The sequence below is a fragment of the Lentzea sp. NPDC051838 genome, from assembly GCF_040681245.1.
Classification (GTDB): Bacteria; Actinomycetota; Actinomycetes; order Mycobacteriales; family Pseudonocardiaceae; genus Lentzea.
In genome coordinates this window covers 16,808-28,591 of the sequence record NZ_JBFAYI010000004.1, presented here as the reverse complement: position 1 = coordinate 28,591, position 11,784 = coordinate 16,808, and the positions used below count along the sequence as shown (strand labels likewise).

Annotated in this window: 12 protein-coding genes and 1 pseudogene; 9 read left to right on the top strand and 4 right to left on the bottom strand. The window is 69.7% G+C overall.

The window, feature by feature from the left end; translation table 11 throughout:
• Positions 1-31: 31 nt before the first annotated feature.
• Entirely contained in the window at positions 32-685 is a 654-nt protein-coding gene (locus AB0M24_RS11375) for a hypothetical protein (RefSeq protein WP_363764421.1), read from the bottom strand.
• A 13-nt stretch (positions 686-698) separates the two neighbouring features.
• A complete protein-coding gene (locus AB0M24_RS11370) occupies positions 699-3,371 on the bottom strand; it encodes a hypothetical protein (RefSeq protein WP_363764418.1) in 2,673 nt (890 codons plus the stop codon).
• Positions 3,372-3,499: 128 nt separating this feature from the next.
• On the opposite strand from AB0M24_RS11370, the gene AB0M24_RS11365 reads away from it, so the two are divergent.
• Positions 3,500-4,369 carry a DUF4231 domain-containing protein gene (locus AB0M24_RS11365; RefSeq protein ID WP_363764415.1) on the top strand — a complete coding sequence of 290 codons (870 nt, stop codon included), beginning with the start codon at positions 3,500-3,502 and terminating at the stop codon, positions 4,367-4,369.
• Between the two features lie 2 nt (positions 4,370-4,371).
• Here the strand turns inward: AB0M24_RS11365 and AB0M24_RS11360 are convergent, their stop codons facing one another.
• Positions 4,372-4,758 (bottom strand): hypothetical protein, encoded by a 387-nt coding sequence (locus AB0M24_RS11360; RefSeq protein WP_363764413.1) that lies wholly within the window; start codon positions 4,756-4,758, stop codon positions 4,372-4,374.
• Positions 4,759-4,788: 30 nt separating this feature from the next.
• Between AB0M24_RS11360 and AB0M24_RS11355 the strand changes: the two genes are divergently transcribed.
• The 7 genes and pseudogenes from AB0M24_RS11355 (at position 4,789) to AB0M24_RS11325 (ending at position 10,639) form a co-directional block, all read left to right on the top strand.
• Entirely contained in the window at positions 4,789-5,334 is a 546-nt protein-coding gene (locus tag AB0M24_RS11355) for an XRE family transcriptional regulator (protein ID WP_363764410.1), read from the top strand.
• Between the two features lie 27 nt (positions 5,335-5,361).
• Positions 5,362-6,441, top strand: a complete 1,080-nt coding sequence (locus tag AB0M24_RS11350; protein WP_363764408.1) for an FAD-binding oxidoreductase — start codon at positions 5,362-5,364, stop codon at positions 6,439-6,441.
• 65 nt (positions 6,442-6,506) lie between these two features.
• Positions 6,507-6,620 (top strand): annotated as a pseudogene (locus tag AB0M24_RS11345) (2Fe-2S iron-sulfur cluster-binding protein); the annotation flags it as partial.
• The gene (locus AB0M24_RS11340) at positions 6,617-7,879 is read left to right on the top strand and encodes an FAD/NAD(P)-binding oxidoreductase (RefSeq protein ID WP_363764405.1); all 1,263 of its coding nucleotides are present in this window, start codon (positions 6,617-6,619) and stop codon (positions 7,877-7,879) included. The pseudogene AB0M24_RS11345 and the gene AB0M24_RS11340, both read left to right, overlap by 4 nt.
• Positions 7,876-8,769 carry a dihydrodipicolinate synthase family protein gene (locus tag AB0M24_RS11335; RefSeq protein WP_363764401.1) on the top strand — a complete coding sequence of 298 codons (894 nt, stop codon included), beginning with the start codon at positions 7,876-7,878 and terminating at the stop codon, positions 8,767-8,769. Before AB0M24_RS11340 ends, AB0M24_RS11335 begins: the two co-directional genes overlap by 4 nt.
• Positions 8,766-9,758: a proline racemase family protein gene (locus tag AB0M24_RS11330; RefSeq protein WP_363764398.1), complete on the top strand. Its 993-nt coding sequence runs from the start codon at positions 8,766-8,768 to the stop codon at positions 9,756-9,758. The genes AB0M24_RS11335 and AB0M24_RS11330 overlap by 4 nt, the downstream gene beginning before the upstream one ends.
• 17 nt (positions 9,759-9,775) lie before the next feature.
• On the top strand, positions 9,776-10,639 hold the full coding sequence (locus tag AB0M24_RS11325) for a hypothetical protein (RefSeq protein ID WP_363764394.1): 864 nt from the start codon (positions 9,776-9,778) through the stop codon (positions 10,637-10,639).
• On the opposite strand, the gene AB0M24_RS11320 is transcribed toward AB0M24_RS11325, so the two are convergent.
• Positions 10,636-10,896, bottom strand: a complete 261-nt coding sequence (locus tag AB0M24_RS11320; protein ID WP_363764391.1) for a sigma factor — start codon at positions 10,894-10,896, stop codon at positions 10,636-10,638. The genes AB0M24_RS11325 and AB0M24_RS11320 overlap by 4 nt on opposite strands.
• 139 nt (positions 10,897-11,035) lie before the next feature.
• Between AB0M24_RS11320 and AB0M24_RS11315 the strand changes: the two genes are divergently transcribed.
• Positions 11,036-11,767, top strand: a complete 732-nt coding sequence (locus AB0M24_RS11315; RefSeq protein WP_363764388.1) for a VOC family protein — start codon at positions 11,036-11,038, stop codon at positions 11,765-11,767.
• Positions 11,768-11,784: the final 17 nt, after the last annotated feature.

Here is an 11,784-nt window from a genome sequence, read left to right as displayed (position 1 = left end):
AGCCTTCCTCAGGCCTAAGTCCTCGGAGCTGTCACGACACCTGGACGGCCGGACCGGGTTTCAGCGTGCCGTCGCGCACCGACCACCTGGTCAGCGAGACGCCGGTCGGGCAGCAGTTGGCGTCGCTCGGCCGGTACCAGAGCTCCTTCACCGTGATGCCGCCACGGGAGAACTGCGGTTCGCTCAGCAACGGCACGTGCGGCGCGTCGTCACGCATCGTCGTCGTGGAGATCTCGCCGACGAGCTCGAGCGCGCCGTCGCGGGATCGCACCACCACGAGCCCGAACGCGAGCTGGGCCGCCGCGGTGCGACCGCCGGTCTCGCACCCGAGGTTCACCGCGGCCTCGTCGCGGCCGTCCCCGTCGACGTCGCCGTACCAGACGGGTTTGGCGGTGTTGACGAACACGATGATCTCGCCCCAGATCGCGGAGGTCGCGTCCGCTTCGCCGTTGCGCAGCGCCACCGGGTTCGCCACGTCGCAGAAGTCCGCGGTCAGCGTCGCCTGCTGCCAGTCCACGTCGCGCAGGTCGTCCGGTGCGCTGCCCAGAGCGGACTTCGCCCCTTCGGACGGCGCTGTCGTCAGCACGACCGAGCCGCCCGGCTGTGGTGCCCCGGTGATCTTCGGGCCGACGGTGGGACCTCCACATGCCGTCAGCAGCAACAAAAGCGGGAGAACACGTCTCACGAGGAGGCCCCCTTCACGCACATGGCGGGTCGTAAGGGATGTCCGGAAGGTACTGCCGCCACTCGGTTTCCGGAATGGCCGGCGAGTCCGCGCAGAGCTTTTCCAGCAGCCGCGGCACGTCGATGCTCCAGATGGTCGTGCGGGTGCCGTCGGCGCCGCCGAGCAACGCGCCGTCGGGGCTGAACGCGATGGCCGCCGCGTCGTACAGCGAGCCAGAGCGCAGCAGTGACACCTCGACGAGCCGCGCCGGATCGGTGACGTCCCAGAGCACCACCTCTCCCCCGTCCGCCGCGCTCGCGATCATCCGGCCGTCGGGGTGCAGCGCGAGGGCGTGCACGCGGCCGACGTGCCTGCTGACCGTCGCGACACGGGTGCCGTCGACTCGCCAGACGGTGATCAGGCCGCTCTTCGACCCGGTCACGACGTGGTCGCCGCCCGGCCCGTACAGCACCGACTCCACGGGGTCGTCCCTGGTCTCGATCACCCGGACCTCACGCGGCCGCGCCGGGTCCGCGATGTCCCACAGCTGCACGTACTCGCCCTGGTCGCCGCGTGTCACGACGTGACGGCTGTCCGGGCTGAACGCGACCTTGTCGTGCGCCGAACCGAGCGTGCGGGGCAGCCTCGTCACGTGGACCGCCTCGTCACCCCGGCGCTCCCACAGCGTGACGCCGTCGTCGTCCGCGGCGGCGATCAGCCTTCCGTCGGGGCTGAACCGCACCTGGTAGGCGAGGTCGTCCTGGCGCACCGAAGGAGTGGCGTCGCTGAACGGGTCCATCAGCACGATCGGCATCCCGACCGCGAGCCTCGTGCCGTCGGGGCTGAACGAGACCGGCTGGGCACTGATCTTGTAGGTGCGCACCGTGCGCAGCTTCCGGGGATCGGCGGGATCGCTCAGGTCGTACAGGGTCGTCGGCCTGCCGGTCGCGAGCAACCGGTTCACCCCGAACCCGAGCTCGTTGCCGCCCTGGGGAAGCACCGTCACCGCGGTCGACCTGGACGCGGCCAGCACGTTCCACAGCCGCACCACGGGCTGCTGCCCGGAACCGTCGAACGACGCCGAGGCGAGCACGCTCGAGTCCGGCCGGAACGCCAGCGCCGTGACCCACGCGACGTGGCCGGGCAACTGCGCGGCGGCACGGGGCTGCAGCACGTCGCGGATGTCCCACAACGCGATCCCGCCGACGGCGTCGCCGATCGCGAGCATCGTGCCGTCACCGGAGAACGCCAGTGACCGCGCGGCCAGCGCGGACCCGGCGAGCACGCTGTAGAGCTCGCCTCCCGCCGCGTTCCACAGCTGCACCGTCTGGTCGCCGGTGGTGACCGCGAGCGTCGATCCGTTGGGAGAGAACCGCATCGCGGTGACCGCCTCGCCGCGCGCGGTCAGCGTGCCGCGCCGGGCAGGAGTGCCGGAGATGTCCCAGAGCTGGATCTCGCCCCCGGTGAGGTGCACCGCGAGCGTGGCCCCGTCCGCGCTGACCGCCACGTCACCGAGGGTCTCGTTGGGGCCCGCGATCACCGCGATCTCTTTGGGCGCCAATGGTTCCGCCAGGTCGAGTAGGATCGTGCGGGCGTGCGCGCCGGTGGCCGCGAGCACCGGTTTGCCCGGCACGAACGCGAGGGCACCGAGGCTCTCCGGCACCGAATGCCGCCGGCTCGGGTCGGTGGAGTCGAGCACGACCAGCGAGGTCGCGGTGCCGATGACGACGTGCTTGCCGTCGGGGTGGAACAGCACGTCGGATACCCCGGAGCCGAGCGGGATCCGCGCCCGTTCCGAAATGCCGTCGTACAGCACGAGGTCGTTCTTCACCCCGGCCGCGAGCACGTCTCCGTGCGGGGCGAACGCGATCGCATTGGTGATGCCACCGGTCCTGACCACCCGAGGGATCGACGGGCTTGCCACGAGCGCCCCGCGCACCTCGGCGGTCGGCGCCATCCGGTACGCCTGCACGAGCAGCTGACGTGCGATGTCCGGCCGGGTGTCGCGGATCGTGGCGGCCTGCGCGACGAGCTGACGTGCGGTGGCGACGAGCGTTTGCTGCTGCGCCCGGTTGCTCTGCTGCTCCGAACGGACCGCGAGGATCACGGCGGCGACCAGCAGCACGGCCAGCACGGAGATCGTGGCGGTGACGGTGCGCCTGGTGCGCCGCCGTTCCCGGACGTGATGGCCGATCAGCTCGGACTTCTCGATGCCGTCGAGCGGTGCCACGACGTCCGCCAGCACCGACTCCCAGCCGGGATCTCGCGGGTCCTGGCGCACCTGGCGCAGGTCGACGCAGCGCGGTTCGGGGATGTCGTGCAACGCCTCGGGCAACGCCGTCGTGCGCCCCTTGTCCAGAACGCCGTTGTGCCACACCGCTTCGCCGTCGGTGAGCAGCACGAACAGGGTGCGGCGGTCGCGGTTCTCCAGCCACCACGCCACTTCCTTCGCCACCCAATGGGATTGAGCGGAAGCGGGCGAGGCGAGCAGCAGGAAGTGCTCTGCGTTGCCCAGACCGTCCAGAATCGCCTGCGTGAGGTCGCTTTCCGCCGCCAGCACGGAGTTGTCGAGGAACACGCGTCGCACCCGCGGCCGGTACCAGGGCTTCGCGAACTTCTCGATGCCCTCCTGCAGCAACGGGCCCAGTGCGTGGTCCGTCGCGTGGCTGTACGAGATGAACGCCGCGAACGTGGCGTCGCTCGGCATCCCCAAGCCTCTCCGCTGTGCGGGTGAACAACCTTGAATCGTCGCGGAAGTGTCTTCCGTTAGGGCATCGGCGTGATAACACGTTTGGTGGCACACGATCACCGACGCGAGAGCGGAGCACGAACCGGATGGACGAGAAGCACCTGCCCGGCTTCTACCACGACGCGGAGGCGGTGTCCCGGCGCGGACAGCGCAGGACGCTGCTGTTCAGCCGGGTGCGGCTGCTCGGCGCGGTGGTCGCGGCGGTGGGCGGTGCGTTCAAGTGGAAGATCGGCGGGACCGACGTCGACCTCTGGGCGTGGGTCGCGTTGCTCGGGTTCCTCATCGCGCTGTTCGGCGAGCTGCTGCTGTGGGTGATGCATCCGGAGGTGAAGTGGAACGCAGGCCGCACCGTGGCCGAACGGGTGAAGTCGCTGGCCTGGCGTTACGCCGTCGCCGCCTCGCCTTTCCCCGCCACGCTCACCGATCCGCGCAAGGAGCTCGACCTCGCGATCGCCGACGCGGTGAAGGAGTACCGCAAGGAGGTCATGCTCACCGCGATCAACGACGAGGGCAACCAGGCGCTGGCCGCTCTGCGCTCCCGGCCGTTCGCCGAACGCCGTGCCGCCTACCGCGACGACCGCGTGCTGCGGCAGCTGAACTGGTACCGCGACCGGGCCGCGTTGAACGAGACGCGCGCGAACCTGTTCCGCGTGCTGCTGATCCTCGGCGAGCTCGTCGCGATCGTGTTCGCGTTCCTGCGCATCAACGGCGCGTGGGACGTCGACATGTCCGGGGTGATGGCCGCGGCGGTCGCGGGTGGCGCGGCGTGGATCGGGCTGCGGCAGTACGAGAACCTGCGCGTCACGTACGCGGCGGCGGCCGGTGAGCTCTCCGACATCTACCAGCGGCTGCCCTACGCCGAGGAGGCCGACTGGTCCATCACCGTCGCGGACACGGAGGCCGTGATCAGCAAGGAGCACCTGGCCTGGCTCGCGTCCAGGCCAAGTGCCACCTGATCTCAGCCGAGGGCGTCGACGATCTTCTTGACCATCTCCTTCTCGGCCGCCGCGACGTCGCCGTCCGCACCGGCCACCGAACGGACCATCTCCGTCACGGCACCGCGGAACACCGGGACCTCGCGCGCGTCGTGCGCGTTGATGATCTCGACGGAGTCCTTGAGGGCGGCGAGCACGCCGGTCTCCACATCGGACGCCGACCCCTTGGGCAGCGTGGCCGGCGCGGCGGCGATCACGGCGCGCAGGTCGTCCGGCAGCAGGGACATGGCCCTGATCCCGGCGTAGCTCTCCTCGTCGACCGAGCCGGGGTCCGCCGTGGACACCAGCACCATGGCACCGAAAACGGCCGTGCGGAGGGTCTGCCCCTCCGCCTCCGTGTACGCAGTCATGGGCGCAAGCCTATGCAACGATCAGTGGCTATGAGTGCGGGTCAGGTGCTCGGCGCCAACATCAGGGCGATCCGGGAGCAACGCGGGTGGTCGCTGTCGGAGCTCGCGCGGCGGTCGTCCATCGCGAAGGGCACGCTGTCCCAGCTGGAGAGCGGCACGGGCAACCCGACGATCGAGACAGTGTTCAGTTTGTCGAACGCTCTGGACGTGCCGGTGTCGTCGCTGGTGACCGAGCGGACGCCGCCGGACGTCGTGCTGGTGCGGGCCCGCGACGTCGAGGTGCTCAGCAGCAACGCCGTCGACCTGCGGCTGATGCGGCGGATGGACATCGGCGACACCGTGCTGGAGATCTACGACCAGCGCGTCCGTCCAGGGGCTCAGCAGACCACCGAAGGCCATCCCGGACGCGAACACGTGCTGGTCACGAGCGGTCGCCTGCGCGTGGGACCCTCGGATGGGCCCTACGAGCTCGGGCCGGGCGACTACGTGTGCTTCCCCGGTTCCGTGCCGCACCTGTACGAGACCGTCGAAGGTGAGGTCAGCTCGGTACTGGTGCTGGAGTACCCGAAGCACTAACGTTCATTCTATTGAACGGAGGTGGCGATGCACCCGGACGTCGTGGTCGTGGGCGCGGGCATCATCGGGGCCGCGTGCGCCCAGGCTCTCGCCGCGCGCGGACTCGACGTCGTCGTCCTCGACCGTTCCGGTCCGGCGTCGGGCACCAGCGCCGCCGGTGAGGGAAACGTCCTAGTCAGCGACAAGGAGCCGGGCCCGGAGCTGGAGCTCGCGGTGGCGAGCCGCGCGTTGTGGCCGTCGCTCGCCGATGGTTGTGAATGGGAGGAAAAGGGCGGGCTGGTGGTCGCCACGACCCCAGACGCTCGTGACCCTCTTCTCGCCTTCGCGGCCAAGCAACGAGCCGCGGGCATCGACGCGTGCGAGCTCACCGCTTCGGAGGCTTTGGCGCACGAGCCACACCTCAACCCGTCGATCACGGCGGCCGTTCACTACCTCCAGGACGCGCAGCTCAACCCCGTGAAGGCCACGCGCGCCCTGTTGCGCGGCATCAAGGTCGTCGACGCCGAGGTGTCCGCAACGGACGGCCGAAGCGTGTCGACCTCCGAGGGCGTGATCAGCTGCGGCGCCGTCGTCAACGCCACCGGCCCGTGGGCAAGGCACTTCGGCGTCAACGTGCTCCCCCGGCGCGGAGTCGTGCTCGTGACCACCCCGATCCCGGGCACGATCCGGCACAAGGTCTACGACGCGGACTACGTGGGCGCGGTGGCGAGCGGCGACGCCGACCTGCAAACCTCCGGCGTGGTCGAGTCGACGGCGGCCGGCACGGTGCTGATCGGCTCCAGCCGCCAGCGCAAGGGCTTCGACGACACGATCGAGAGCAAGGTGCTGAAAGCGTTGGCACTCCGGGCAATCACCCTCTTCCCGATGCTGGCCCAGGTGCCGGTCATGCGCGCCTACGGCGGCTTCCGCCCGTACGCCCCCGACCACCTGCCGATCATCGGTCCCGACCCCCGCACGCCCGGTCTCTGGCACGCCACGGGCCACGAGGGCGCGGGCGTAGGCCTGGCCCCCGCGACCGGCCGCCTGCTCGCCGAGCTGATGACCGGTGCCTCCCCGCACGTCGATCCCCACCCGTTCCGCGTCGACCGGCAGGGGGTCATGGTGTGAAGGTGACCTTCAACGGCCTGCAGCGCGAGGTCGCGCACGTGGCGGAACTGTTGCCAGGACGGTTCTTCTGCGGCATCGGCGTCTGCTTCGGCTGCGTCGCGGAGATCAACGGCGTGCCCGAGGTGCGCGCGTGCCGCCACCAGCTGCGCGACGGCGACGAGATCAGGACCCAGCCATGAGAATCGTGGTCGTAGGGGCAGGACCGGCAGGCATGGCCGCCGCACGAACGGCTGCCGACGCGGGCGCGGACGTGACGATGGTCGACTCGGAGCCGGACGCGGGAGGCCAGTACCTCCGCGGACGGGCCAAGTTCAGCCACCCCGGGGTCACGCACCTGAGGAACACCGAAGCCTGGATGGTGGAAGGGAACTCGCTTCATCTGAGGGCCACCGAGGCGCGACCGGCCCAGACCTCCCGTCCCGGCCCTCCGGCCACCGGCGCCGCCCTTCGCCCCGGCAGCCCTCGCCTCCTCGCCTTCGACTCGCTGATCATCGCCACCGGCGCCTACGACCGCCCTCTCCCCTTCCCCGGCTGGGACGGCCCCGGCGTCATCACCGCGGGCGCCGCCCAAGCCCTCGCCAAGCAGGGCGTCACCCTCGCCGAACGCGTCATCGTCGCAGGCACCGGCCCGTTCCTCCTCCCCGTGGCCGCAGCCCTCCACGACCTAGGCGCCACCCTCGTCGGCGTCTACGAAGCCAACTCCCCACTCGCCTGGGCGCGGGAGACCAAAGCCGTCCTCGCCAACCGCCACAAGATCGCCGAACTCGCCCGGTACCGCAAAGTCCTGACACACCTGGAAACCCGCACCGCCGTCATCGCCAAGCACGGCAGCCGCGTCACCGTCGCGAAGCTCGACCGCCACTGGAACCCGGTCAGCCACCGCGCCGAACACGCCGACCTCGTGTGCATCGGCTACGGCTTCCTCCCGCGCACTGACCTCGTCCCGAACGCCAAGCGCACCAACGACTTCCTCGACGTCGACGAACGCCAGCGAACGTCCGTCGAGAACGTCTACGCCGCCGGCGAGGTCACCGGAATCGGCGGCGCGGACCTGTCCGAAGCCGAAGGCGTCGTCGCCGGAGCCACTGCCGCGCACCAGGAACCGCCCGCCGAAGCCGTGGAAGCCGTCCGCAGGGGCCGCCTGTTCGCCGAAGCACTGGCCCGCACCCACGCCGTCCAGCCGGGCTGGCGGACGTGGCTCGACGCGGACACCACGGTGTGCCGCTGCGAGAAGGTCACCCTCGAAGACCTCGCCGACGCCCACAGCATGCGCGAGCTCAAGCTCACCAGCCGGGTCGCGATGGGCCGCTGCCAGGGCCGGATCTGCGCGCGCAACGCGTCCGAGCTCACCGGCATCCCGTTCGACGGCCAGCGCCGCGTGATCGCGGTCCCGATCCCCCTTGGCGAACTCGCCGATCTCCCGGAGGAACAGCAATGAGTGAACGTCTCGACGGCGTCATCGTCGCCACCGCTCTCCCCTACGCCCCAGACCCCACAGCCCCTGCCGGACTCCGCCCCGACCTGGACAAGTTCGCCGAGCACTGCCAGTGGGTCGTCGAGAACGGCTGCCGCGGCGTCGGCCCGAACGGCTCGCTGGGCGAGTACTCCTCCCTCACCGACGCCGAACGCCGCGAAGTCGCCCAAACCGCCATCGCGGCCGTCAAGAACAAGGGCATCGCGGTCATCGGCGTGCACGGCGTAGGCGCCCACCAGGCCCGCCACTGGGCCGAGCTGGCAGCCGAGGACGGTGCCGACGGCGTGCTCTGCCTGCCCCCGACGATGTACCGGGCGAACCGCCGCGAGGTCGTGCACCACTTCGAAGAGGTCGCCAAGGCCGGCCTGCCGATCATGGTCTACAACAACCCGATCGACACCAAGGTCGACCTGACGCCGGACCTGATCGCGGAGCTGGGCCAGATCGAGCACGTCGTCGCGGTGAAGGAGTTCTCCGGCGACGTCCGCCGCGTCCTGGAGATCAAGGCCGCCGCCCCGCACCTCACCGTCGTGGCCGGCGCCGACGACGTGGTGCTGGAGAGCCTGCTGATGGGCGCGACGGGCTGGTTCGCGGGCTACCCCAACGTGTTCCCGGCCGAGTGCACCGAGCTGTTCGACCTGGCACAGCAGGGCAAGCTCACCGAAGCAAAAACCCTCTACGAACGGCTTGTGCCCGCCTTCCGCTGGGACTCGCGCACCGAGTTCGTCCAGGCCATCAAGCACTCCATGGACTTCGTGGGCCGCTACGGCGGTCCGTGCCGACCCCCGCGCGGGCCCCTGACCGAAGAACAGCGCGCCCAGGTCGACGCCGACATGAAGCTGGCAACGTCATGAGGTTCGCCAAGTACTACAGCGCGGTCGACTCCCACACCGAGGGCATGCCGACCCGCGTGATCACCGGCGGCGTCGGCGTCATCCCCGGCGAGACCATGGCCGACAAGCGCCTGAACTTCATCAAGAACCACGACCACATCCGCAGGTTCCTGGTCAACGAACCACGCGGGCACGCGGCGATGAGCGGCGCGATCCTGCAGCCGCCGACCCGCCCGGACGCCGACTGGGGTGTGCTCTACATCGAGGTGTCCGGCTGTCTGCCGATGTGCGGCCACGGCACCATCGGCGTGGCGACCGTGCTGGTCGAGACCGGCATGGTCGAGGTGACCGAGCCCGTCACGACGGTTCGCCTCGACACCCCGGCCGGCCTCGTGCTCGCCGACTACGACACGCGCACGAAGCTGGTGACGATCCGCAACGTCCCGGCCTACGCCCACGAGCTGGACGCGGTGGTCGACGTGCCGGGACTCGGCGAGGTGCGCTACGACATGGCGTACGGTGGCAACTTCTACGCCATCCTGCCGCTCGACCAGCTCGGCATCCCGTTCGACAGAGCGGAGAAGGACCGGATCCTGAAAGCCGGTCTATCCATTATGGACCAAATCAACGCGACGAACCGCCCGGTGCACCCTGTGGACGCGGCGATCGGCGGCTGCAAGCACGTGCAGTTCACCGCGCCGGGCGAACAAGGCGCCCACTCCCGCAACGCGATGGCGATCCACCCCGGCTGGTTCGACCGTTCCCCGTGCGGCACAGGCACTTGCGCGCGCATGGCGCAGTTGCACGCACGCGGCGAGCTCGGAATCGGTGCAGACTTCGTGAACGAGTCGTTCATCGGCACGAGGTTCATCGGCCGTCTGCTGGAGGAAGTCCAGCTCGGCGACCGCACCGCGGTACTGCCCACTGTGGCCGGTCGCGCGTGGATCACCGGGATGGGCCAGTACCTCCTCGACGCCACCGATCCGTTCCCGGAAGGCTTCTCGCTCTAGTCGTTACGCTCTGTCCTGTGACCACCCCCAGTCTGGAAGCGCTGTTGCGCATCGGACCGTTCCACTCGGCGCTGCGCGCGGCCATCCGCAGGCGTGGCCTCACCCTCGAGCGGCTGCGGTTACGGCTGGCGCAGCAGGACGTGGCGGTGGCGTTGTCGACGTTGAGCGACTGGCAGCAGGGCCGCGTCCGCCCGATCTCGCCGAAGTCGCTGCGCGCGGTGTCGGTGCTGGAGCAGCTGCTGGAGGTGCCGAACCGTTCACTGATCACGTTGCTGGAGCAGTCCGGCCCGAACGGCTGGCCGGACGTCGTCCCCGGCATGATGCCCGGCTTCAACACCAACGACCTGGAGGTCATCTCCCGCCACGACAGGGTCTTCGTCGACGCCGAAAGGCACGCGTCGCGCATCCACGTGAGCATGGTCGCCCGCGCGCGCCAGGACGGCGTCGACCGCTTCTACGCGCACTACTTCGGCGACGACTCGGTGCGGGCCTCGGACGTCGTGCAGGAACCGGTGCGCAACTGCCGCGTCGGCCGGTCGGCGCGCAACGAGACCGAGCACGTGACGGTCGACGAGCTGCTGTTCGACCGGCCGTTGAAGGCGGGTGAGACGTGGGTGTTCGAGTTCGTCGTCCACGACCCGACCCAGCTCGACAGCTTCGAGTACGCGCAGGGCGTGCGGTGCTTCCTCGCGCAGAGCCTGATCGAGGTGCACTTCGACCCGGCCGCGCTGCCCTCGGACCCGCACCTCTACCTGCAGGACTGGGAGGAGTCGGAGCCGCACCGGACGGCGGATCTCGCGCTGGACCACACGAACTCCGTGCACCACTTCGAGACGAACGTGTCCGTGAACTGGATCGGCATCCGCTGGAGCTGGGACTAGGCGTACTGGGCAGTGCGCCGGCACTGCGGGAACAAAACGGGAACGAACCCTCGTTTGCGGGCCTTCGCGAGCAGCCAGGCGCGCGCGGCCATCTTGCCGTCGGGCAGGTCGTCCGCCTTGCGCCAGGCCAGGACGAGCACGTCGTGCACCACGTCCTCGGCCTTCGTGCCGTGCACCCTGGTCGCGTAGGCCAGCAGCGCCGCGCCGTGCGTCTCCCACAGCGAGCTGATCAGAGCTTCGTCGCGCAGAGTGGCCATGACGACAAAAGGTAAAGCTTGTTACCTGTTGAGGGAACCTCATGAGCGATGAGTGAGCGTTCGACTGCGGTGAGCGGATGAGCGGTAGCAGCGGTAGGTTCTGTGCCGCCTGCGCCTCGGCCTTCGTGAGGAGACTTCCTTGCTCACCACCGACTTCGTGCCCGGAGCACCGAACTGGATCGATCTGGGCAGCCCGGATCCCGTTGCCGCCGCCGAGTTCTACGGCCGCGTGCTCGGCTGGACCCACGTGCCGCTGGGTCCAGAGGCGGGCGGCTACGGCTTCTTCGCTCACGAAGGCCGAACGGTCGCCGCGATCGGACCGCTGTCCGAGCCCGGTGCCTCGTCCGCGTGGACCGTCTACTTCGCTTCTCCTGACGCAGATTCCACGTGCCGGTCCGTTGCCGCCGCCGGTGGCAAGGTGCGACTGGAGCCGTTCGACGTCTTCACGAGCGGGCGGATGGCGCAGCTGACCGATCCCGCCGGCGCCGAGTTCGCGGTGTGGCAGGCGGGCGATCTCCGAGGTGTCGACGCGGTGTCGACGGTCGGGTCGCTGACGTGGGTCGAACTGCACTCGCCCGATGACGCGAACTTCTACAACACCGTGCTGTCGTGGGAGATCGTCACGATTCCCGGTGCTCCGGGCTCGTTCTTCCGGCCCGCGGGCACCGGTGAGGGCGCGATGTTCGGCGCGGTCGTACCGGACAGCGAGCCTTACTGGTTGCCCTACTTCGAGGTCGCCGATCCGGACGCGGCCGCTGCGGAGGCTGACGTAGTGGTCGAGCCCTATTCGTTGGAGGGGATCGGCCGGATCGCGGTGCTCGTTGATCCGTTCGGAGCCCGCTTCGGCGTGATGAGTTCCGTTACCGCCTAAAGGCTCCCAAAATGACG